This window comes from Streptomyces sp. NPDC059897 (assembly GCF_042730865.1).
Taxonomy (GTDB): domain Bacteria; phylum Actinomycetota; class Actinomycetes; order Streptomycetales; family Streptomycetaceae; genus Streptomyces.
The window spans coordinates 76,922-98,620 of the sequence record NZ_JBHWKQ010000024.1 but is presented as its reverse complement, the minus strand read 5'-3'; the positions used below and the strand labels follow the sequence as shown (position 1 = coordinate 98,620).

Here is a 21,699-nt window from a genome sequence, read left to right as displayed (position 1 = left end):
AACTGTGACGCGTGAGAACGCGTGGGCGGCTCTGAGCCGTCACAGTTACTCCACCCGGTACCAATCCTCTCCGTCCGCCTCAAGGGATCGACGCAGATACTCCTGCAAGGAGCCGGCGACCCGCGTGCGCTCGTCGGTCTCGTGATCCCAGACCCACACGCCGTCCTGCGGCGCCTCGGCAAGAAAAGCGAACCGATCCCCGCCGCCGTTGTCGCCGAAGAACACGAAGGGATCGAATGGCGCGTACAGCTGGGCGAACGCTTCATCGCTTCGCGCGACCAGGTTCTCTTCGAGAACCTGCGCAGCACTCCAGATCACGTCGGTCCCGTACTGGTCCTGAAGGCCGTTGGCCTCAAGCAGCAAAGTTCGTAATTCGGGAGGGAGGGCCTGCGAAAGAGACGACTCAACCCGAACGACCTCGGCCGACGGCGCCGGACGGCTGAAGGCGACGGCCACGCCCCGCGACCCGATCAGCTCACGCCACATGGTTGCCTCAGTTTCCGGAACTCATTTTCGCAACGGAACCCAGATAGTAGGGCCGGAAGCTTGGGCGCTGAGATTTCTTCCGCGTAGCGCTGGACCTTCATGCGCAGTTCGTCGCTAGCCACTGTTTCAGCGTTTCACCACTTCCTGGAATCGTTCGACCAACGGTGGGAGGTATGGCCCTTTCTCGTCCAGGGATTCGATGAAGGAAAGCAGTCGGCGGGCCAGGGCAGGGTCGCTGTCGCGGAAATGGTCGCCGCAGCTCAGCAGGGCCGTGAGCAGGTCGTCGTCCAGGAATGTGAGGCCCTGGTCTCTTTCGGCGATGAGACGGTTCACCGAATGCGGGACCAGGAAGGGCAGCCCGACATGCTGGCCGATCAACCTTGCCAGTTCCCATCCGGTGAGTTCGCTCACGGGGCGCTTTCTGAGTTCGGCGACGCTCCGCTCCAGGGCGGTGGCCTGTGGGGCGGGCGGGCCCCATTGCACGCCCTCCAACTCTTCCAGGGCGTTCCCGGTTCTCAGCGCAACCCCTCCGCCATCTCCCGCACCGCCCCCATCGCCCTCCGCTGCAACCCCGGCCCGAACGTGACCCGCGTCGCGCCCAGTTCGCCCCACTCGCGCGGGGACGGGCCGCCCGGAGGTGCGCCCACGTTGATCGGGCCCTCGATGGCGGCGCGCAGGGCCGGGACCGCGTCCGGTGGGGCGCCGATCGGGTAGACGCAGTCCGCGCCCGCGGCGACGTACAGGCGGGCCCGTTCGATCGCCTCGGTGATCGGGTCCGCCGCGCCGCGGATGAAGACGTCGATGCGGGCGTTGAGGACCACGGCGTTGCCTGCCACCGCGCGGACCTCCGACAGCCAGGAGGCGTGCTGTTGCGGGGAGTTGAGGGTGCCGTCGGGGGACGAGTCCTCCAGGTTGCAGCCCACCGCGCCCGTTTCCAGGAGGCGTTCCACCAGTTCCTTCGGCGGGAGGCCGTAGCCGGCCTCGATGTCCGCCGACACCGGCACCGACACCGCGCGAACGATCCGCCGCACCGCCGCGAACATCTCGTCCGCCGGCGTCCGCCCGTCCTCGTAGCCGAGGGATGCCGCGACCCCGGCGGACGGTGTCGCGAGGGCCGGGAAGCCGGTCTCCTCGAAGACGCGGGCGCTCGCCGCGTCCCACGGTCCCGGCAGGACCAGCGGGTCGCCGGGGGAGCGGTCGTGGTGCAGGGCGCGGAGCGTATCGGCTGCGCTCGGACTCACCATGCGGGGCCTCCTGGTTCGATGCGGCGGCTCACCATCAGCCGGTTCCAGGTGTTGATGACGGTGATTGAGGCGATCAAGTGGGCCAGTTCGGGGGGCGTGAAGTGCTTGGCCGCCGACTCGTACACCTCGTCCCGGACACCATCGTGCGGCAGGAGCGTAATCGCCTCCGTGAGGGCCAGGGCAGCCTTTTCCCGGTCATCGAACACGTCACCCGCCTCCCGCCACGCGCCCAGCATCACGACGCGCTTCGGGCTCTCGCCGTACGTGTCGACCGCGATGTCCACGTGCATGTCCAGGCAGAACGCGCACTCGTTCAACTGCGAGGCGCGGATCGACACCAGTTCCGCGAGCACCGGGTCGCCGAGGCCCCTTTTCGCCGCCGCGCTCAGCGACTGCATCGCCGTACGGACCCCGGCGTCCAACTCCCGCGTACGAACCGTCACTTGTAGTCGCCCGGCGTGTAGTGGCCCGGCGACTGGCGGGTCGAGACGCCGAAGCGGTTCCAGGCGTTGATGACCGTGATCGCGGCGATCAGCTGGGCCAGCTCCTTCTCCTCGAAGACCTTCGCCGCCTTCTCGTACACCTCGTCCGGCACGAAGCCGTCGGTGAGGACGGTGATCGCCTCGGTCAGTTCGAGGGCCGCGACCTCCTTCTCCGTGTAGAAGTGCTTCGACTCCTCCCACGCGTTGAGCTGGATGATCCGCTCGACGCTCTCGCCCGCCGCGAGGGCGTCCTTCGTGTGCATGTCGAGGCAGAGCGCGCAGCGGTTGAGCTGCGAGGCCCGGATCTTCACCAGCTCGCCGATCTTCGGGTCGACGCCGGCGCGGGCGGCCGCGTCGAGCCTGATCATCGCCTTGAAGACCTCGGGCGCGTGCTGGTGCCAGTCGAGGCGGGGGGTGTGCTCGTGCATGTACGTGGGGTTCGTGTCCTGGTTCGTGTTCGCGTTCGGGGCGTGGTTCGTATTCGTCATGCTGTGAGCCTACGGAGGAAGCGGCCCAGGAGTATGGTCCATTTACATGGAAGAATCTTGGGCCAATTCGGCGTCCGGGCGAGCGCTCGGCATCGATCTGCACCTCGAACCGGGCCCCTCCGGAGGCGTCCGTCGCGGGCTCACCGACGCGCTCCGCGAGGCCGTACGCGGCGGGCGGCTCGCCCCCGGCACCCGGCTGCCCGCCTCCCGCACCCTCGCCGCCGACCTCGGCCTCGCCCGCAACACCGTCGCCGACGCCTACGCCGACCTCGTCGCCGAGGGCTGGCTCACCGCCCGGCAGGGCTCCGGCACCCGGGTCGCCGAGCGGCCGGGACGGGCGCCCACCCCGGCCCGCCCCACGAACCGTGTCCCCTTCGCCGGGTACCGCTACGACCTCCAGCCCGGCCGCCCCGACCTGGCCTCGTTCCCCCGCGCCGAATGGCTGAAGGCCGCACGCCGCGCCCTGACCGCCGCCCCGAACGACGCCCTCGGCTACGGCGACCCGCGCGGCCGCCCCGAACTGCGCGCCGCCCTCGCCGGCTACCTCGCCCGCGCCCGGGGCGTACAGGCCTCGCCGGAACGGATCGTCGTCTGCGCCGGATTCGTGCAGGCGATGATCCTGCTCGGCGAGGTCCTGCACCGACGCGGCGTGCGCGACGTCGCCGTCGAGTCGTACGGGCTCGACCTCCACTGGGGGTATCTGACCCGGCCCGGACTCCGCACCCGACCGCTCCCCTTCGACGAAGAGGGCGCGGACGTACGGGAGTTGGGGGCGGGCGAGGGTGCCGCCCTGCTCACCCCCGCCCACCAGTTCCCCCTCGGCGTCGCCCTGCACGCCCGCCGCCGCGCCGCCGCCGTCGACTGGGCCCGCCGCACCGGCGGGCTGATCCTGGAGGACGACTACGACGGCGAATTCCGCTACGACCGCCAGCCCGTCGGCGCCCTCCAGGGCCTCGACCCGGACCGCGTCGTCTACCTCGGCACCGCCAGCAAGTCCCTCGCCCCCGGGCTCCGGCTCGGCTGGATGGTGCTGCCCGCGCCGCTCCTCGACGAGGTCGTCGCCGCCAAGGGCTACACCGACTGGTCCTGCGGCGTCCTCGACCAGCTCACCCTCGCCGAGTTCCTGGAATCGGGCGCGTACGACCGCCATGTGCGCGCCGCGCGGCTGCGCTACCGGCGCCGCCGCGACCAGCTCGTCGCCGCCCTCGCCGAGCGCGCCCCGGACGTCCGCGTCAGCGGCATCGCCGCCGGACTGCACGCCGTACTGGAACTCCCGCCCGGCACCGAACGGTCCGTCGTGCAGGCCGCCGCCTGGCAGCGCCTCGGCGTCAACGGCCTCGCCGCCTTCCGGCACACCGACGCGACAGCAAAGGCGCCGGACGCCCTGGTCGTCGGCTACGGCACCCCGCCCGATCACGCGTGGCCGGGCGCGTTGGATACGCTGTGCCGCGTCCTGCCCTAGGGCGGGCCACGCATACGTACACGCACGCAACGGGGGAGAACTTCATGACGGACAACACCACGCAACGACGGCTGCGCTCCGGCACCGTCGCGCTCGGCGGCGTCGGCCTGCTGGCCGCCGCGCTCACCGCCTGCTCCTCGGGCTCGGACGTCGACAAGCGCTGCATCGACCGCAACAGCTACAACGCGGGCAAGGGCTACAAGATCGTCTCCGACAAGCACTGCAAGTCCTCGTCCGGCTCGACCGGCAAGTCCTCCGTCAACGGCGGCTGGTACTACGGCGGTTCGAAGAAGAGCGGCGCCCGCGTCGGCGGCGGCTCCTTCAGCAAGCCCTCCGGCGGCGGCGTCACCCGCGGCGGCTTCGGCAGCGGCGGCAAGGGCGGAAGCTCCGGCGGCTGAGCCGGCCGGAGACACCGATGAAGCGACACACCATCACCCCACGCCCCGGCTGGCAGCAGACCGTCGAGGAACAAGGGCTCATCTACCCGCTCACCCGCTACCCCGACGACTCCCTGCGCCCCTACTGGGACGAGAGCGCCTACTACGAGTTCTCCCTCCCGGAGGTCGAGGCGCTCGAAGAGGTCGTCGAGGAACTGCACCGCATGTGCCTCGCCGCGGCCGAACACATCGTCCGCAACGACCGCTTCGCCGACCTCGGCATCACCGACCCGCGAATCGCCGCCGCGGTCGCCGAGGCCTGGGAGCGACGCGCCGAACTCCCCGCCATCTACGGGCGGTTCGACCTGCGCTACGACGGCACGGGGCCCGCGAAGCTCCTGGAGTACAACGCCGACACCCCCACCTCCCTGGTGGAGGCCGCGAGCCCCCAGTGGTTCTGGATGGAGGAGCGGTTCCCCGGCGCCGACCAGTGGAACTCGCTCCACGAGCGGCTCATCGACGCCTGGAAGAAGCAGGCCGCGCTGCTCCCGCCGGGCAGCCCGCTCTACTTCGCGCACTCCTCGGCCGACGAACTCGGCGAGGACCTGATGACCGTCGGCTACCTCAAGGAGACCGCCGAACAGGCGGGCCTGGACACCGACTGGATCTCCATGGAGGAGATCGGCTGGGACAGCATCTCCGAACGGTTCGTCGACAACCAACTCCGGTACATCCGCAGCTGCTTCAAGCTGTACCCGTGGGAATGGCTGACCACCGACGCGTTCGCCGAACACGTCCTCGGCGGCCTCGACAACGGCGGCGGCACGGGTACGACGATGTGGATCGAGCCCGCCTGGAAGATGCTGCTCAGCAACAAGGCGCTGCTCGCCGTGTTGTGGGAGCTGTACCCGGACCACCCGAACCTGCTCCCCGCCTACCTCGACGGCCCGCGCGAACTCGCGACGGACACGACAGGCCCCGGCTACGTGGCCAAGCCGCTGCTCGGCCGCGAGGGCGCCGGCGTCACGATCCACGCGCCGGGGGAGCCCGCCCCGGAGACGGCCGAAGAACCCTGCTGCTACCAGCAGTTGAGCGAACTGCCCGACTTCGACGGCAACCGCGTCGTCCTCGGCGCATGGGTCGTCGAGGACGAGGCGGCCGGCCTGGGCATCAGGGAATCGGCGGGGCTCGTCACGGACGAGTACGCCCGCTTCCTGCCCCACGTCATCCTGTGAGCCGCTGACCTTTCAGGAAGGCTTACGCCCCCAGCACCGCCCGCAGCTGATCGAGACCCCAGTCCAGATCGTCCTTGCTGATCACCAGCGGCGGGGCGATCCGGATGGTGGAACCGTGGGTGTCCTTCACCAGGACCCCGCGGTCCATCAGCTTCTCCGAGATCTCCCGGCCCGTCCCGAACGACGGGTCGATGTCGACGCCCGCCCAAAGGCCGCGCCCTCGCACCCCGGTGACCTTCCCCGTCCCCGTCAACAGGCCCAGCTCGGCGTGCAGATGCTCACCCAGCTCCGCCGCCCGCTCCTGGAACTCCCCGGTGCGCAGCATCGCGATCACCTCAAGGGCAACGGCGCAGGCCAGCGGGTTCCCGCCGAACGTCGACCCGTGCTCGCCCGGCCGGAACACCCCGAGCACCGCCTTGCTCGACACCACCGCCGACACCGGCACGACGCCGCCGCCGAGCGCCTTGCCCAGCACGTACATGTCCGGGACGACACCCTCGTGCTCGCACGCGAACGTACGACCCGTGCGCCCGAGCCCCGACTGGATCTCGTCGGCGACGAACAGCACGTTCCGCTCGCGGGTCAACTCCCGTACGCCTGCCAGGTATCCGGGCGGCGGGACGAGCACGCCCGCCTCCCCCTGGATCGGCTCGAGCAGTACCGCCACCGTCTCGTCCGTGACCGCCGCGCGCAGCGCCTCCAGATCCCCGTACGGGACGATGTCGAAGCCCGGCGTGTACGGGCCGAAGTCGGCGCGCGCCTCCTGGTCGGTGGAGAAGCTGACGATGGTCGTCGTACGACCGTGGAAGTTGTCGCCCGCGACCACGATCCTGGCCCGGCCGTCCGGCACGCCCTTGACCCGGTAGCCCCACTTCCGGGCGGTCTTCACGGCCGTCTCGACGGCCTCCGCGCCCGTGTTCATCGGCAGCACCATCTCCATGCCGCACAGCTCGGCGAGCTGCGTACAGAACGCGGCGAACCGGTCGTGGTGGAACGCCCGGGACGTCAGCGTCACCCGCTCCAGCTGGGCCTTCGCGGCATCGATCAGCCGGCGGTTGCCGTGCCCGAAGTTCAGCGCCGAGTACCCGGCGAGCATGTCGAGATAGCGCCGCCCCTCGACGTCCGTCATCCACGCGCCATCGGCGGTGGCGACGACGACGGGGAGCGGGTGGTAGTTGTGCGCGCCGTGGTCTTCGGCGAGGGCGATTGCTGAGTCGGTGGCACTCACGGGATCTCCGATCGTCGCGGCTCTGCGGTGAGCGGGCCGAGGGTGGTGAGCGGGGCTTGTGGCCCCTTCCTATCGTCGCTCGCGATGTGGACGTGGAAACCTCGCCGCGCGACGCGCCCGGTACTGTGAGGGCAAGGCCGTGACTGGCGCGCTGGGATGGGATCGACCATCAGGGAGCGGCCCGAGCAGTGTGTGCCGTGCGCCTGGGCCGAACCGTGAACCGACCGTGTCCGGAGGCTGCCCCATGACCGAAACCCCGCTCACCCCCGAATCCACCGCGTACCGCGCCGCGCTCGACGTCGTGCGCGCCGTGGAGCCGCGCGTCGCCGACGCCATCGGGCAGGAGCTCACCGACCAGCGCGAGATGCTCAAGCTGATCGCCTCGGAGAACTACGCGTCCCCGGCGACGCTGCTGACCATGGGCAACTGGTTCAGCGACAAGTACGCCGAGGGCACCGTCGGCCGCCGCTTCTACGCCGGCTGCCGCAACGTCGACACCGTCGAGTCCCTCGCCGCCGAGCACGCGCGTGAGCTGTTCGGCGCGCGGCACGCGTACGTCCAGCCGCACTCCGGGATCGACGCGAACCTGGTCGCTTTCTGGGCGGTGCTGGCCGATCGCGTCGAGGCGCCGTTCCTGGCGAAGACCGGGGTCCGGCAGATCAACGACCTCACCGAGGAGGACTGGGCGGAGCTGCGGCGCGCCTTCGGCAACCAGCGGATGCTCGGCATGTCGCTGGACGCGGGTGGCCACCTCACGCACGGGTTCAGGCCCAACATCAGCGGAAAAATGTTCGATCAGCGTTCGTACGGGACCGACCCCGCCACCGGCCTCATCGACTACGAGGCGCTGCGTGTGCAGGCCCGTGAGTTCAAGCCGATGATCATCGTCGCCGGGTACTCGGCGTACCCGCGGCTCGTGAACTTCCGGATCATGCGGGAGATCGCCGACGAGGTGGGCGCCACGCTCATGGTCGACATGGCGCACTTCGCGGGGCTCGTCGCCGGAAAGGTGCTCACGGGTGACTTCGACCCGGTGCCGCACGCGCAGATCGTCACCACGACCACGCACAAGTCGCTGCGCGGGCCGCGCGGCGGCATGGTGCTGTGCGACGACTCGCTGAAGGACCAGGTCGACCGGGGCTGCCCGATGGTGCTCGGCGGGCCGCTGCCGCACGTCATGGCGGCGAAGGCGGTCGCGCTCGCGGAGGCGCGGCAGCCCGCCTTCCAGGACTACGCGCAGCGCATCGTGGACAACGCGCGGGCGCTGGCCGAGGGGCTCATGCGGCGGGGCGCGACGCTGGTCACCGGAGGCACGGACAACCACCTCAACCTCATCGACGTGGCGTCCTCCTACGGGCTCACGGGGCGCCAGGCCGAGTCCGCGCTGCTCGACTCCGGCATCGTCACCAACCGCAACGCGATTCCGGCGGACCCGAACGGGGCCTGGTACACGTCCGGCATCCGGATCGGTACGCCGGCGTTGACCACGCGGGGGCTCGGTACGGGTGAGATGGACGAGATCGCGGGGCTGATGGACCGTGTGCTGGCGGCCTCCGAGCCGGGGACCACGAAGTCCGGGGCGGTGTCGAAGGCGAGCCACGTGCTGGAGCCCAAGGTCGCGGACGAGGTCGCCCACCGGGCGGCGGACCTGCTTTCCGGGTTCCCGCTGTACGGCCAGATCGACCTGGGCTGAGCCCCTCCGGGGCGGGGGCGGGTGGGGGCCGGCCACGGTGGGCGTGACCCGTCCGTTCGTGTCGGGCGGCCGTCCTCCGGTTTCGGGGCGCTGCCCTGGCGGGGCTGGCTCGCGGCACGGCGGTTGCGGTCTCGGGGCTCCGCCCTGTCGGGGCTGGTTTGCGGCACCGTGGTCCCGGCCTCGGGGCCCCGCCCCGGCCCCCGCGCCTCAATCGCCGAACCGGCGTTACGGTCTCGGGGCTCTGCCCCGTACCCCGCTGCTCAATCGCCGCAGGGGCTTGATCGGCCCGCCCACCCGCAGTCGACGGGCCTGCCCTGGCCCTGCCCTCGCCTCGCCTGTCTCCGCCACCTATCTCCCACCCACCGGCCCCCTCCGGGGCGTCGGCCTCACGGGATGCCGCTACCGCGTGGGGCGAACCGTTGCCTGGCCGGGTTCCCCGCCTGGTGCGGCCGGTGGGACTCCTCTTGGCGTACCGATCACGTGACGCCGCTTCGGGCGAGGCTCGTGGTTCGGCGTGACGCCGTCACCGGTAAAGCCCACGGCGCGCAACGCCGCCCCCGGCAACCCCCACCGCCCCGCGCAACGGAAACCGTGGCCTACAGCTCGACCAGTTCCTGGCGTGGCCCCCGGTCCCGTACGCGGAACCGCCACACCGCGCCCGCCGCGGTGAGGCCGACGGCGAGGCCGGCCGCGCCCCACCACCACGGGGACGGGCCGGTCGGCTCGACGGGGGACGTCGGGAACACGCCCGACCGGGTCAGCTGGTCGACCAGGGGGCGGGACGCCTGGTGCCACCGGAGGTCGTCGTCGTCGACGTCGACCATCGGGTCCGTGCGGATCCACGGCGTGCCGTCCTCCGCGACGATCAGCTGGTCCTGGCGCTCGATGACGGTGTCGGTGCCCGGCGCCCGGTGGGTCTGCGGCCAGCCGCCCACGCCGGTCAGGCCCCACACGACCGTGGCCACCACGGGTGGGAAGCGCCCCTCCTGCCAGGCCTCCGGCACCCGCTCGGTCACCGTGTCGAACCCCGTCGTCAGGCGCTCAAGACGGGCGAAGTCCCGGTCCTCGTAGTGGACAGCCACCGAGGGCCCCGCCGCGGCACCCGGCGCGATCACCACCGCCAGATCCGGCACATCCATCCCGGCACGCGGATCGGTCGGCCGCGCCCACGCCACCTGCGTCGTAGCGACCAGTACGCCCGTCCCGACACGCGGATCACTCGCACGCCCCCACGCCCCCGGCGTCGCCGCGACCGGCACGCCCACCCCGCCCCCCGAACCGCCCACCCGCCCCCACACCACAGCCGTCGCCGCGCACACCAACGCCGCCACCAAAAGCAGCACCGAGCCCCACCGGAGCCCACCCCCACGTACGCCCTGCATCGCCACCCCCGTCGACGCGCCCCCGCGTGACTCCCGCCACATCGTCAAGCTACCGGCGCCCACTGACAACGACCAGGCCGCACTTCACCCGGTAAAGGACCTTTGGCCGCTGCGGAGCTGTGTGGCGCACCTGAGACAATGAGGCACATGGCCTCTGATGTTCGCCCTCGTGTGCTCTCCGGGATCCAGCCCACCGCCGGCTCGTTCCACCTCGGCAACTACCTCGGCGCGGTCCGCCAGTGGGTGGCGCTGCAGGAGTCCCACGACGCCTTCTACATGGTCGTGGACCTGCACGCGATCACCGTGCCGCAGGACCCGAAGGAGCTGCGGGCGAACACCCGGCTCGCCGCCGCGCAGCTGCTCGCCGCGGGGCTCGACCCGGAGCGCTGCACGCTGTTCGTGCAGAGCCACGTCCCGGAGCACGCCCAGCTGGCCTGGGTGATGAACTGCCTGACCGGCTTCGGCGAGGCCAGCCGGATGACGCAGTTCAAGGACAAGTCCGCGAAGCAGGGTGCCGACCGGGCGAGCGTGGGGTTGTTCACGTATCCGGTGCTGCAGGTCGCCGACATTCTGCTGTATCAGGCTGATCAGGTGCCGGTCGGTGAGGACCAGCGGCAGCACATCGAGCTGACCCGTGACCTCGCCACGCGCTTCAACGGCCGCTTCGGTGACACGTTCACGCTCCCGGCGCCGTACATCCTCAAGGAGACGGCGAAGATCTACGACCTTCAGGACCCGTCGATCAAGATGAGCAAGTCGGCGTCGACGCCGAAGGGCCTCATCAACCTGCTCGACGAGCCGAAGGCGACCGCCAAGAAGGTCAAGAGCGCCGTCACCGACACCGACACGGTGATCCGCTACGACGCGGAGAACAAGCCGGGCGTCAGCAACCTGCTCTCCATCTACTCCACCCTCACCGGGGCCACAATCCCGGAACTGGAGGAGAAGTACGAGGGCAAGATGTACGGTGCGCTGAAGACGGACCTGGCCGAGGTCATGGTGGACTTCGTGACACCGTTCCGGACCCGCACCCAGGAATATCTGGACGACCCGGAGACGCTTGACTCGATCCTGGCCAAGGGCGCGGAGAAGGCGCGGACCGTCGCCGCGGAGACGCTTTCCCAGGCCTACGACAAGGTCGGCTTCCTGCCCGCCAAGCACTGAAACCACAAGCACTGAAACCTCAAGCGCCGCGACCCGCCCGCCACACGACGACAGGAGTATGACGTGGGGACCGTAACGATCGGTGTCTCGATCGCGGTCCCGGAGCCTCACGGCAGCCTGCTCCAGGAGCGGCGCGCGGGCTTCGGCGACGCCGCGGCGCACGGTATTCCCACGCACATCACCCTGCTCCCGCCGACGGAGGTGGACGGCGGCGACCTCACGGCGATCGAGGCGCATCTGGAGGAAGTGGCCTCCGGCGGGCGCCCGTTCGCGATGCGGCTGTCGGGCACGGGCACGTTCCGTCCGCTGTCACCCGTCGTGTTCGTGCAGGTCGTCGAGGGCGCCGAGGCCTGCACCTGGCTGCAGAAGCAGGTGCGGGACGCCTCGGGCCCGGTCTCCCGCGAGCTGCAGTTCCCGTACCACCCGCACGTGACGGTGGCGCACGGCATCGACGAGGACCTGATGGACCGCGCGTACGCGGAGCTCGCCGAGTACGAGGCGGCCTGGGCGTGCACCGGCTTCGCGCTCTACGAGCAGGGCGCCGACGCGGTGTGGCGCAAGCTGCGGGACTTCGCCTTCGGTACGTCGTCGCTGCCCGCGCAGACCTCGGGCCGCACGACACGCGGCCCCCGGCTGCCCGCCCGGTAGGGCCCTTCTGACGGATCTTGCTGGGGTCGTGGGCCCTGGCACGCACATCTGCCGCGTTGTAGTCGGTTGCCAACTTCCCCAAGCTCTCGGCTCCGCTCGAGCAGGGGAGGCCCCATTCGCGTTGACGCCCTCCTCCGCCTTGCAGCTGCACACACCAGACCCCACTCGCGGAGCCGAACGGCGCGGCCTCCCGCATCCAGCCTGATCCGTCAGAAGGGCCCGTCAGACCGGCAGCCGCCGGAACACCGGCCGCGGCACATGCCGCAGCGCCGACATCACCACGCGCAGCGTCCCCGGCACCCACACCGTCTCCGACCTGCGCCGCAGCCCCGTCTCGATGGCCACGGCCACCGCCTCCGGCGTCGTGGCCAGGGGCGCCTCCACCAGCCCGGCGGTCATCTTGGACCGTACGAAGCCGGGGCGGACGATCATGACGTGCACGCCCGTCCCGTGCAGCGCGTCCCCGAGGCCCTGGGTGAACGCGTCGAGGCCCGCCTTGCTGGAGCCGTAGATGAAGTCGGCGCGGCGGGCCCGTTCGCCCGCGGTCGACGAGAGGACGACGAGCGAGCCGTGGCCCTGGGACTGCAGGGCACGCGCGCAGACGAGGCTCGCGGAGACGGCGCCCGTGTAGTTGGTCTGGGCGACGCGGACCGCGGACATCGGGTCGTCCTCGTCGTGGGCCTGGTCGCCGAGGATCCCGAATGCGAGCAGCACCATGTCGATGTCGCCCTCGGCGAAGAGCTTGCCGAGGGTCTCCTCGTGGGTGGCCGGCTCCAGCGCGTCGAAGGGGACCGTACGGGTGTCGGCGCCGAGGGCGCGCAGTCCGGCGGCGGCCTCGTCGAGCGCGGGGGAGGGGCGGCCCGCCAGCCATACGGTGCGGGTGCGCCGGGCGACGAGGCGGCGGGCGGTCGCAAGGGCGATCTCGGAGGTGCCGCCGAGGACGAGCAGGGACTGGGGGGTGCCGAAGGCGTCTTTCAACGGGGGCTCCAGGGGCGCGGGGCGGGCGGGCGTCGGGTCACAGGGCCAGGCGCCGTGACAGGTCCGAGCGGAACACCGCCTGCGGGTCCCAGCGCGCCCGCAGCGAGCGGAAGTCGTCGAGGCGCGGATACATCGCGGCGAGCAGCTCGGGCCGCAGCCGGGAGTCCTTGGCGAGGTGGACGCGCCCGCCCGCGGCGGCCACCTCCTCGTCCAACTCGTCGAGGAACGCGCCCAGTTCGGGCAGGCTCGCGGGAATGTCGAGCGCGAGGGTCCAGCCGGGCACCGGGAACGACAGCCAGCCCGGGTCCGCTTCGCCGAAGCGCTTGAGGGTGGCGAGGAGGGACGGGCAGCGGCGCTCGGACACGCGGCGCACGATGCGGCGCAGCGCCTCCTCCTGGCCGTGTCCGACGGCGAACTGGTACTGCACGAAGCCGCCGCGCCCGTAGAGGCGGTTCCAGTGCGGCACGCCGTCGAGCGGGTGGAAGAAGGCGGAGAGCTTGCGCAGTTCGCCGGTGCGGGCCCGGGGCGCGCTGCGGTACCGGAGTTCGTTGAACAGGCCGACGCTCGTGGTGCCGAGCAGCCCGTCGGGGAGGAGGTCCGGGGCGGCGGGCAGGCGGGCGGGGCGGAACTCCAGCGGGGTCCTGCGGGACCGTGCGGGCAGCGCGTCGAGCGGCGCGTGCTCGGCGCGCGTGAGCACTCCGCGGCCGGTCGCGGCGCCGCGTGCGAGCACGTCGACCCAGGCGGCGCAGTAGCGGTCGCGGTGTTCCGTGGCGGCGAGGCGGGCCAGCAAGTCGTCGAAGTCGTCGGCCCGTTCGGTGTCGACCGACATCAGCGACGTGTCGACGCGCCGCAGTTGGACGGTCGCGGTGAGGATGATCCCGGTCAGGCCCATGCCGCCGGCCGTCGCGTCGAACAGTTCACTGCCGCGCTCCACGACGCGTACTCCGCCGTCGGCGGTGAGGAGTTCGAGCATGGGGACGTGCCGGGCGAAGGAGCCGTGGGCCTGGTGGTTCGTGCCGTGGATGTCGGCGCCGATGGCACCGCCGACCGTGACGTAGCGGGTGGCGGGGGTGACCGGCACGAACCAGCCGAGGGGGAGCAGCACCTCCATCAGGCGGTGCAGCGACACGCCCGCGTCGCACAGCACGGTGCCGCCGGAGGCGTCGATGGCGTGGATGCGGTCGAGCCCCGTCATGTCGAGGACGGCTCCGCCCGCGTTCTGCGCCGCGTCCCCGTAGGCCCGGCCGAGCCCGCGCGCGATGCCGCCCCTGCGCCCCGTGGCGGCGCAGTCCCGGACCGCGAGGACCGCGTCCTCGTAGGAGCGGGGGCGGATCACGCGGGCCGAGGTGGGGGCGGTGCGGCCCCAGCCGCTGACCGGTACGGAGTGCGGGGGAGCGGGGAGAGTGGATACGGGATCGGTAGCGGGGTCGGCAACCATGACCGTGACCGTATCGCCCGAAGGTGCGAAGTTTGTCGTAAACCTAGCGGCCCCTCACCGGAACGGGTGATCGAAGCGGATATGGAGGGCAGGCTGGGATCATGGATTGGCTGAAGAAACTCCCCGTCGTCGGGCCGCTGTTCGCCCGGCTGATGCGGACGCACGTCTGGCACGCCTATGAACGGCTCGACGCGGTCCGCTGGTCCCAGCTCGCCGCGGCGATGACGTTCATCAGCTTCCTCGCGCTGTTTCCGCTGCTCACCGTGGCCGCCGCGGTCGCCGCGGGCACGATGGGTCCCGATCAGCAGAAGAAGCTGGAGCAGACGCTCAGCGATCAAGTGCCGGGCATCTCGGAGCAGTTGGACATCGGGGCGCTGGTCGACAACGCGGGCACGATCGGGCTCGTCGCCGGAGCCCTGCTGCTGTTCACGGGTGTGGGCTGGGTCGGTTCGATGCGGCAGTGCCTGCGGGACGTGTGGGAGCTGCCCGACCTCGACGAGAACCCCGTCATGCGCAAGCTCAGGGACGCCGGGGTCCTCGTCGGGCTCGGCCTCGCCGGCATCGTGTCGATCGCGGCGTCCACGCTGGCGAACACGGCCGTCGACTGGACGGCCGACCAGATCGGCATCGACAAGGGGGGCTGGGGCGGAATACTGCTCCAGGCCGCCGCCTTCGGCATCGCGGTCCTCGCGGACTTCCTGATCCTGCTGTACGTCCTCGCCCTGCTGCCCGGAGTGCAGCCCGGCCGCCGCGATCTGGTCACCGCGGCGCTGATCGGGGCGGCCGGCTTCGAGCTGCTGAAGCTGGTGCTCAGCGGCTATATGAAGGACGTGGCGGCGAAGAGCATGTACGGGGCCTTCGGCACGCCGGTGGCCCTGCTCCTGTGGATCAACTTCACCGCGAAACTGCTGCTGTTCTGCGCCGCGTGGACGGCGACGGGCCGGGAGGGCCTGCGCAAGACGGAGGAAGCGGAGGCGGAAGCCGAGGCCAAGGCGGAGGAGGAGGCCGAGGAGGAAGCCGAGGCGGAGGCCAAGGCCGAGAAGAACGCGAAGGGCATCAGCCCTTCGTGACCTTCAGCGGCCACTTCTTCCGCACCACGACCACCGCACCCGCGAGCACCACGAGCAGCCCGCCCATGATCGCGAGCGCCACCCCGACCCCGCTGGACCCGCCGGACGTGACGGCGGCGTGCGCGGCCGGCTTGGCGGGGCCCGCGTCACCGGAGCCGGGGGACGCCGCGCCCGCGGGCGTCTCGCTCTTCGGCCCGACGAGATGGCCGACGGGGGTGACCTTGCCGTCGGCCTGGAACCCCCAGTCGAGGAGCCGCGCGGTCTCCTTGTAGACGGCCTGGCTCTCCTTGGACTTCGGGTTCATCACGGTCACCAGCAGCACCCGGTTCCCGCGCTCGGCGACCCCGGTGAACGTGGATCCCGCGTTCGTCGTGTTGCCGTTCTTCACACCCGCGATGCCCTTGTACGCGGGCAGCCCCAGGGAGCCGGTGAGCAGGCGGTTGGTGTTCTGGATGCCGAAGCGCTCGGTGGTCTTCCCCTTCTTCTGCTTCATGGGGAACTGGGCGGTGGGCGTGGCGGCGTACTCCCGGAAGTCCTTCTTGTGCAGCCCGGACCGGGCGAACAGCGTCAGGTCGTACGCGGACGAGTGCTGCTCCGGCATGTCGTAGCCGTCGGGGCTGACGACGTGGGTGTCGTTCGCCTGCAGCTCGTCGGCGTGCGCCTGCATGTCCTTGACGGTCTGCGCGATGCCCTGGTTCATGGCGGACAGCACGTGCACCGCGTCGTTGCCGGACCGCAGGAAGACGCCCAGCCACAGATCGTGCACCGAGTACGTGAAGCCCTCCTTTATGCCGACGAGGCTCGAACCTGCGCCCATCCCGGCCAGGTCGGAGGGCACCACCTTGTGCGTCGTCGTCTTGGGGAACTTCGGCAGCACGGTGTCCGCGAACAGCATCTTCAGCGTGGAGGCCGGCGGCAGCTCCCAGTGCGCGTTGTGCGCGGCGAGCACCTCGCCCGACTCGGCGTCCGCGACGAGCCAGGACTTCGCCGTCAGATCCTTCGGCAGGACGGGCGCGCCGCCCTTGAGGTTCACCTGCGTCCCCGGCTTCCCCAACTGGGCGCCGCCCACCCGGGACATCGACGCGGGCGGCTTGTCGTTCTTGTCCTTCTTGTCCTTGTCCGCGGCGGCCGCCGGCAGCGCTCCGGCGAACGTCAGGGCGGAGGCGGCGATCAGCACCGCGGCCTTCTTGAAGTGCGACGTCGGTCGCGCAGCGTGGGAGTCGGGCACGCTGGTGAAGGTACCTGTACCCGCCCCGTAAGTCTCCACCGCTGCGTCCTGTGTTCGCCCCGACCCACCCCGGCGGCGGTGCCCGATGCCGCGCGGCGATACTGAGGGCATGAAGCTCAGCCGCCCCGTGTCCTGGTTCCTGCTCGCCTTCGGGGTGTGGAGCTGGGTCATCTGGATCACTTTCGTCAAAAACCTCGTCAAGGACGGCAGCGGCCTCGCCTTCGACGACGCCGGGGATCCGACCGCGTACTTCTGGGTGCATCTGACGCTCGCCGTCGTCTCCTTCGTATTGGGGACGGTTGTCGGGGGCATCGGGTTGCGTTCCGTGCGCACACTGCGTCGGACCTCATAGGGCGTCCGGGCAGATGGTCGTCGTCTTCGTCCTCATCGCCGCCGCCGTCCTCGCGGCCTTCGCGGCCCTGCACTACTACGCGTGGCGCCGTCTCGTGCGCGAGACGACCGCCAAGGGCGGGTGGCCCAGGCGGATCGGCACGCTGGTCTTCGTGGCCGGTCCCTTGCTGGTGTTCGCGGCGCTCGGGGCCGAGCGGGGCGGGGCGCCGTTCCTGCTGCAGCAGGTGCTGGCCTGGCCCGGGTTCCTGTGGCTGGCGTTCGCGTTGTACCTGCTGCTCGCGCTGCTCGTCGGGGAGGTCGTACGGCCCGTGCTGCGGCGGCTCCTCGACCGCCGGGCGCCCGCTGCCGCCGCCGTCGCCCCGGAGGCGGCCCCGGTGCGCGTCCCGGTGCCGGAGCTGCGGGAGCTGGAGCCGGTCCCGGGGCTCGCGCCCGCCGCGCCCGCGCCCACCCGCCGCCTCGTCCTCGCCAGGACCGTCGGCGCCGCCGCGACCCTGGCCGCCGCGGGCGTCGTGGCCGGTGGCGCGTACGGGGTGCTGCGCGGGCCGACGGTGAAGCGGGTCACCGTGCCGCTGGCCAAACTGCCGCGCGCCGCCCACGGGTTCAGGATCGCCGTGGTCAGTGACGTCCACCTCGGGCCCGTCCTCGGCCGGGGCTTCGCGGAGCGCGTCGTCGACACGATCAACGCGACGCAGCCCGACCTGATCGCCGTCGTCGGCGACCTCGTCGACGGGACCGTCGAGGACCTCGCGCCCGCCGTCGCCCCGCTCGCCCGGCTCAGCGCCCGGCACGGCACGTACTTCGTCACCGGCAACCACGAGTACTTCTCGGGCGCCGACCCGTGGGTGGAGCACGTGCGCGAGCTCGGCCTGCGCCCGCTTGAGAACGCGCGCGCCGACATCGGCGCCTTCGACCTCGCGGGCGTCAACGACATCGCGGGCGAGAACTACGGCGAGGGCCCCGACTACGCGCGGGCGCTCGGCGACCGCGACACCTCGCGGGCCTCCGTGCTCATGGCCCACCAGCCCGTGATGATCCACGAGGCGGTGAAGCACGGCGTCGACCTGCAGCTCTCCGGGCACACCCACGGTGGCCAGCTGTGGCCGGGCAACTTCGTCGCGGGCGCGAGCAATCCGACCCTCGCGGGCCTCGACCGGTACGGCGACACCCAGCTGTACGTCAGCCGGGGCGCGGGCGCGTGGGGGCCGCCGGTGCGGGTGGGCGCGCCGTCCGACATCACCGTGGTGCAGCTGGCGTCCAAGCAGGCCTGAGCCCGGTCGGGGGCGTCAGGACTTCCTGCGCCGCCCCGTCGGCTTCGCGCGGCGGCGCAGGGCCAGCAGTCCGCCGCCCGCGAGCGCGGCGAGGGCCGCGGAGCCGCCGAGCGCCCAGTCGTCCCTGTGCGAGTTCGTGGGGGCGCCCGCGCTCGGGCCCGTGCCGACCGCCGCCCGCGGGGTGGGCGTCGGCTTCGGCCGCTCGCTCAGCGGCGTCGCCAACTCGCCGACGGGGCGCACCTTGTTCGCGGCCGCGAAGCCCCAGTCGAGCAGCGCGGCCGTCTCCTCGTACACCGCCTCGTAGCCGGACTTCGGGTGCATGACGGTGACCAGGAGGGTACGGCCGCCGCGGGTCGCGGCGCCGGTGAAGGTGTTGCCCGCGTGCGTCGTGAAGCCGTTCTTGACGCCGATGAGGCCCTCGTACGGGGCGACGCCCTGCCCGGTGAGCAGGCGGTCGGTGTTCTGGATCTGGAAGGTCTTGGAGCCGCCCGCGGGGAAGTCGGCGACCTTGGTGGCGCAGTAGCCGCGGAAGTCGTCGTTCTTCAGCCCGGACCGTGCGAACAGCGTCAGGTCGTACGCGGACGACACCTGGCCCTTGTGGTCGAAGCCGTCCGGGCTGACGACGTGCGTGTCGTTCGCCTGGAGGTCCTTCGCGCGGGCCTGCATCTGCGCGACGGTCTTCGCCACGCCGCCGTTCATGTTCGCCAGGACGTGCACCGCGTCGTTGCCGGAGCGAAGGAACACGCCCTGCCACAGCTGGTGCACGCTGTACGTCGTCCCGGCCTGGACGCCGACGAGGCTGGAGCCGAACGGTATGTCCGCGAGGTCCTCGGCCGTCACCTTGTGCTTCAGCGCGCGGTCGAACTTCGGCAGCACCGTGTCCGCGAACAGCATCTTCAGCGTGGAGGCGGGCGGCAGCCGCCGGTGCCCGTTGTACGAGGCGAGCACCTCACCGCTGTCGTTGTCGGCGACCAGCCAGGCCTTCGCGGCGAGCCTCGGCAGCCTGGGCGCCCCTGCCCGGTACCGGACCTGGACGCCGGAGGCCGCCGAGGCGGACGGCGCGGGCAGGGCGAGGGCCGTTGCCGCGCCCGCCCCGATACCGAGGGCGGTGCGGCGGGTGACGCGTGCGGGAGAAGCGGAAGGGGTGGTGCCGGGCATTCCGTGAAGGTACAGGCCAAAGGGCGGGTAAAGACCGGCGGGTCCTCATCGGCTCAGGGGCCGCGTCATCCCCGGCAGGAAGTCGATGAACAGCTCGTGCACCTCCAGAACGAGCGGCCGCAGGACCCGGAACCGGGCGAGCGCCACGCCCCGCGTCGTGAGGCGGGCGCCCCGGTCGGCGAGCCGCCGGCTGCGCTCGCGCCCCTCGGAGCTGTCGAACACCCAGTACAGGACGAGCCCCATCTGGGACAGCCACATCAACTCCGGGAGGATCTCCGCCAGTTCGGCGGGCACCTTGGCCTTCGACCCGGCCAGCACCTCCCGGTGGAGCTCGATCGCGGTCTCCCGGGCGTGCTGCGACTCGGCGGAGAACGGGCTGAGCGGGGAGTCCGGGTCGGCCGCGTTCTTGAAGAACTGGGCCGCGAACTCGTGGTACGGCTCGGCGATCTCCAGCCAGGCCCGCAGCACGCCCGCGAGCCGTGCCTGGAGATCGGTCTCCGTGTCGAGCACGGACCGGACCGCCGCCTGGTGTTCGGCGGTGATCCGGTCGTAGAACCCCTGGATCAGGTGTTCCTTGCCCCCGAAGTAGTAGTACGCGTTGCCGACCGAGACCCCGGCCTCCTGGGCGATGGCCCGCATGGTGGTCTTGTCGTAGCCCCGCTCCCGGAACAGCCGCATCGCGGTCTCCAGGATGAGCGCCCGCGTCTGCTCGCTCTTCGCGCCTTTGCCTTCGGCCTTCTCTGTTGCCACGGCCCCGAGCCTAATCGGCCGTGCGGCAGCCGCTGTCGCAGGCGGGCGGCTCGGTAGCGTAGCCGTACGCCTCGTAGAACCAGCCGCCGTTCGGGTCGTACCTCCAGCCGTCCTGCCGCCGGTACGCCCCGCCCCCGGCCTGCCGGGCCTGGTGCGTCTCCCGGTATTTGGCGGCACCGAGCACCGCCTGCTTGGCGAACCGCATCCCCATGGGCGTCGCCATCCGGTGCGCGGTGGCCCGGTACTCGCGCAGCGCCCACATGCACACGACCCAGGCGGCGGAGTCCCGGTAGAGCTGGCCGCCGTCCCCGATCACGGTGATGTCGGTGAGGGTCGCGGCGTGGTCGAGGTGCGGGTAGCGCCGCCGCGCCTCCTGCGAGCCCGCCGGTACGAACTCCAGGGGCACGAGCTGGCGCTGCTTGGCCAGCCAGTTGCGCGCGAACGTGCACAGCGGGCACTCGGTGTCGTAGAGGACCGTGAGCCGGCGGACCGGGACCACCCCCGTGGCGCCCCGGGCCGCCGACTGCGGGGCCGCCGTCACGGCAGTCACGCTCCGGCCACCGGAGCGGCCCAGCCCTGCGGCTGGACCGGCGGCTGCTGCTCGTTCTCCATGATGCCGCGCCGCCGGATCTTGTTGAGGACGAAGACGTTGGCCAGGTGCATCACGCCGAGCACCAGCAGGACGACGCCGAGCTTCGTGGACAGTGCCTCGAACACCTCGCGGGTGCTGGCGATCGTGTCGTCACCGCTCAGGTACAGGGCGACGAAGCCGAGGTTGACCAGGTAGAAGCCGACCACCAGCAGGTGGTTGACGGCCTCGGCGAGCTTCTCGTTCCCGTGCAGCACGTCGGCCAGGAAGACCCGGCCGTTGCGGCTCAGGGTGCGGGCCACCCAGATGGTCAGCCCGATGCTGACGACGAGGTAGACGACGTATGCGACGACTGTGAGGTCCATGCCCCACCCTCCTTGAACGCGTTCAAAAACGCTGACGGTCATGAATGTAGACCCGTTTTTGAACATGTTCAAGCGAGAGTTGCCGGTGGGATCGGGAACGTGACCAGGGCCTCAAACGGAGGCTTCAGTTCCGCGCCAGCTCCGGCCTCTTGAGGTAGTCCGTGAAGCCGACGACGTTGCCCCACGGGTCGGCGAACTCCACGACGTGGCCGGTGGAGGTGGAGAACGGCGCGTCGAGCAGCTCGATGCCGGCGGCGCGCAGTTCGTCGGCGACCGCCCGCGCGTCCCGCACCTCAAGCCAGAGCCGCGCGGCGGGCCAGGCGGGCGGCCGGTGGCCGAAGCCCTCCTCGGCCCGCAGCAGCAGGCCGGGCGTCTCCTTGCCGGCCGCGAGCAGCGCGATCCCGGCCTCGTCGATGCGGACCTTCACGGGGAACCCGACACGTTCGTAGAAGGCGACGGCCTCGGCCAGGTCCCCGACGGGGAAGAGGGCGTTGTCGAACCCGAGGATCTCCAGCTCATGTGGTGACATGGCGGCAGATTAGCGAGCAACCGGGCAAAAACAGCGAAGGCCCCGCTCCCGGAACGAATCCGGGAACGGGGCCTTCGGAGCCCTGC

General features: G+C 71.3%; 24 protein-coding genes. 9 read left to right on the top strand and 15 right to left on the bottom strand.

Annotated features, from left to right (window positions below; genetic code table 11):
- Positions 1-45 precede the first annotated feature (45 nt).
- The 5 genes from ACFV9W_RS25165 to ACFV9W_RS25145 all read right to left on the bottom strand — a co-directional run bounded on the left by ACFV9W_RS25165 (position 46) and on the right by ACFV9W_RS25145 (position 2,700).
- Complete coding sequence (locus ACFV9W_RS25165) at positions 46-486, bottom strand: SMI1/KNR4 family protein (RefSeq protein WP_385764641.1); 441 nt, start codon at positions 484-486, stop codon at positions 46-48.
- Positions 487-612: 126 nt separating this feature from the next.
- The gene (locus ACFV9W_RS25160) at positions 613-969 is read right to left on the bottom strand and encodes a contact-dependent growth inhibition system immunity protein (protein ID WP_385764689.1); all 357 of its coding nucleotides are present in this window, start codon (positions 967-969) and stop codon (positions 613-615) included.
- Positions 970-1,001: 32 nt separating this feature from the next.
- On the bottom strand, positions 1,002-1,730 hold the full coding sequence (locus ACFV9W_RS25155) for an isocitrate lyase/phosphoenolpyruvate mutase family protein (protein WP_385764639.1): 729 nt from the start codon (positions 1,728-1,730) through the stop codon (positions 1,002-1,004).
- Positions 1,724-2,173, bottom strand: a complete 450-nt coding sequence (locus tag ACFV9W_RS25150) for a carboxymuconolactone decarboxylase family protein (protein ID WP_385764637.1) — start codon at positions 2,171-2,173, stop codon at positions 1,724-1,726. Before ACFV9W_RS25150 ends, ACFV9W_RS25155 begins: the two co-directional genes overlap by 7 nt.
- The gene (locus ACFV9W_RS25145) at positions 2,170-2,700 is read right to left on the bottom strand and encodes a carboxymuconolactone decarboxylase family protein (protein ID WP_385764635.1); all 531 of its coding nucleotides are present in this window, start codon (positions 2,698-2,700) and stop codon (positions 2,170-2,172) included. The genes ACFV9W_RS25150 and ACFV9W_RS25145 overlap by 4 nt, the downstream gene beginning before the upstream one ends.
- A 46-nt stretch (positions 2,701-2,746) precedes the next feature.
- Here ACFV9W_RS25145 and ACFV9W_RS25140 point away from each other — a divergent pair, with 46 nt between their 5' ends.
- The 3 genes from ACFV9W_RS25140 to ACFV9W_RS25130 are packed head-to-tail and all read left to right on the top strand — an operon-like array spanning position 2,747 to position 5,774.
- Positions 2,747-4,162 carry a PLP-dependent aminotransferase family protein gene (locus ACFV9W_RS25140; protein WP_385764633.1) on the top strand — a complete coding sequence of 472 codons (1,416 nt, stop codon included), beginning with the start codon at positions 2,747-2,749 and terminating at the stop codon, positions 4,160-4,162.
- Between the two features lie 44 nt (positions 4,163-4,206).
- Complete coding sequence (locus ACFV9W_RS25135; RefSeq protein ID WP_385764631.1) at positions 4,207-4,560, top strand: hypothetical protein; 354 nt, start codon at positions 4,207-4,209, stop codon at positions 4,558-4,560.
- Between the two features lie 17 nt (positions 4,561-4,577).
- Complete coding sequence (locus ACFV9W_RS25130) at positions 4,578-5,774, top strand: glutathionylspermidine synthase family protein (RefSeq protein WP_385764629.1); 1,197 nt, start codon at positions 4,578-4,580, stop codon at positions 5,772-5,774.
- Between the two features lie 22 nt (positions 5,775-5,796).
- On the opposite strand, the gene rocD is transcribed toward ACFV9W_RS25130, so the two are convergent.
- Positions 5,797-7,002 carry an ornithine--oxo-acid transaminase gene (gene rocD, locus ACFV9W_RS25125; RefSeq protein WP_385764627.1) on the bottom strand — a complete coding sequence of 402 codons (1,206 nt, stop codon included), beginning with the start codon at positions 7,000-7,002 and terminating at the stop codon, positions 5,797-5,799.
- Between the two features lie 244 nt (positions 7,003-7,246).
- Between rocD and ACFV9W_RS25120 the strand changes: the two genes are divergently transcribed.
- On the top strand, positions 7,247-8,695 hold the full coding sequence (locus ACFV9W_RS25120; protein WP_385764625.1) for a glycine hydroxymethyltransferase: 1,449 nt from the start codon (positions 7,247-7,249) through the stop codon (positions 8,693-8,695).
- Between the two features lie 596 nt (positions 8,696-9,291).
- On the opposite strand, the gene ACFV9W_RS25115 is transcribed toward ACFV9W_RS25120, so the two are convergent.
- Positions 9,292-10,077: a hypothetical protein gene (locus ACFV9W_RS25115; RefSeq protein ID WP_385764623.1), complete on the bottom strand. Its 786-nt coding sequence runs from the start codon at positions 10,075-10,077 to the stop codon at positions 9,292-9,294.
- Between the two features lie 147 nt (positions 10,078-10,224).
- Between ACFV9W_RS25115 and trpS the strand changes: the two genes are divergently transcribed.
- Positions 10,225-11,241 carry a tryptophan--tRNA ligase gene (gene trpS, locus ACFV9W_RS25110; RefSeq protein WP_385764621.1) on the top strand — a complete coding sequence of 339 codons (1,017 nt, stop codon included), beginning with the start codon at positions 10,225-10,227 and terminating at the stop codon, positions 11,239-11,241.
- Between the two features lie 63 nt (positions 11,242-11,304).
- A complete protein-coding gene (locus tag ACFV9W_RS25105) occupies positions 11,305-11,889 on the top strand; it encodes a 2'-5' RNA ligase family protein (protein ID WP_385764619.1) in 585 nt (194 codons plus the stop codon).
- 222 nt (positions 11,890-12,111) lie between these two features.
- Here ACFV9W_RS25105 and ACFV9W_RS25100 read toward each other — a convergent pair whose 3' ends face one another.
- Positions 12,112-12,867 (bottom strand): decaprenylphospho-beta-D-erythro-pentofuranosid-2-ulose 2-reductase, encoded by a 756-nt coding sequence (locus ACFV9W_RS25100; RefSeq protein ID WP_385764617.1) that lies wholly within the window; start codon positions 12,865-12,867, stop codon positions 12,112-12,114.
- Positions 12,868-12,904: 37 nt separating this feature from the next.
- Entirely contained in the window at positions 12,905-14,305 is a 1,401-nt protein-coding gene (locus ACFV9W_RS25095; protein WP_385764615.1) for an FAD-binding protein, read from the bottom strand.
- A gap of 101 nt (positions 14,306-14,406) precedes the next feature.
- Here ACFV9W_RS25095 and ACFV9W_RS25090 point away from each other — a divergent pair, with 101 nt between their 5' ends.
- Positions 14,407-15,375: a YihY/virulence factor BrkB family protein gene (locus ACFV9W_RS25090; RefSeq protein ID WP_385764613.1), complete on the top strand. Its 969-nt coding sequence runs from the start codon at positions 14,407-14,409 to the stop codon at positions 15,373-15,375.
- Here ACFV9W_RS25090 and ACFV9W_RS25085 read toward each other — a convergent pair.
- Positions 15,362-16,603, bottom strand: a complete 1,242-nt coding sequence (locus tag ACFV9W_RS25085; protein WP_385764611.1) for a D-alanyl-D-alanine carboxypeptidase family protein — start codon at positions 16,601-16,603, stop codon at positions 15,362-15,364. The genes ACFV9W_RS25090 and ACFV9W_RS25085 overlap by 14 nt on opposite strands.
- 109 nt (positions 16,604-16,712) lie before the next feature.
- On the opposite strand from ACFV9W_RS25085, the gene ACFV9W_RS25080 reads away from it, so the two are divergent.
- Both ACFV9W_RS25080 and ACFV9W_RS25075 read left to right on the top strand, forming a co-directional pair.
- Positions 16,713-16,955 carry an SCO4848 family membrane protein gene (locus ACFV9W_RS25080; protein ID WP_385764609.1) on the top strand — a complete coding sequence of 81 codons (243 nt, stop codon included), beginning with the start codon at positions 16,713-16,715 and terminating at the stop codon, positions 16,953-16,955.
- A gap of 13 nt (positions 16,956-16,968) precedes the next feature.
- Entirely contained in the window at positions 16,969-18,222 is a 1,254-nt protein-coding gene (locus tag ACFV9W_RS25075) for a metallophosphoesterase (RefSeq protein ID WP_385764607.1), read from the top strand.
- A 15-nt stretch (positions 18,223-18,237) separates the two neighbouring features.
- Here the strand turns inward: ACFV9W_RS25075 and ACFV9W_RS25070 are convergent, their stop codons facing one another.
- From ACFV9W_RS25070 to ACFV9W_RS25050, 5 genes are all read right to left on the bottom strand, one after another.
- Entirely contained in the window at positions 18,238-19,380 is a 1,143-nt protein-coding gene (locus tag ACFV9W_RS25070; protein ID WP_385764605.1) for a D-alanyl-D-alanine carboxypeptidase family protein, read from the bottom strand.
- 45 nt (positions 19,381-19,425) lie between these two features.
- On the bottom strand, positions 19,426-20,130 hold the full coding sequence (locus ACFV9W_RS25065; protein WP_385764603.1) for a TetR family transcriptional regulator: 705 nt from the start codon (positions 20,128-20,130) through the stop codon (positions 19,426-19,428).
- 10 nt (positions 20,131-20,140) lie between these two features.
- Positions 20,141-20,680, bottom strand: a complete 540-nt coding sequence (locus ACFV9W_RS25060) for a thiol-disulfide oxidoreductase DCC family protein (protein WP_385764601.1) — start codon at positions 20,678-20,680, stop codon at positions 20,141-20,143.
- On the bottom strand, positions 20,677-21,084 hold the full coding sequence (locus ACFV9W_RS25055; RefSeq protein ID WP_385764599.1) for a hypothetical protein: 408 nt from the start codon (positions 21,082-21,084) through the stop codon (positions 20,677-20,679). The genes ACFV9W_RS25060 and ACFV9W_RS25055 overlap by 4 nt, the downstream gene beginning before the upstream one ends.
- Before the next feature lie 124 nt (positions 21,085-21,208).
- On the bottom strand, positions 21,209-21,613 hold the full coding sequence (locus ACFV9W_RS25050) for a VOC family protein (protein WP_385764597.1): 405 nt from the start codon (positions 21,611-21,613) through the stop codon (positions 21,209-21,211).
- Positions 21,614-21,699: the final 86 nt, after the last annotated feature.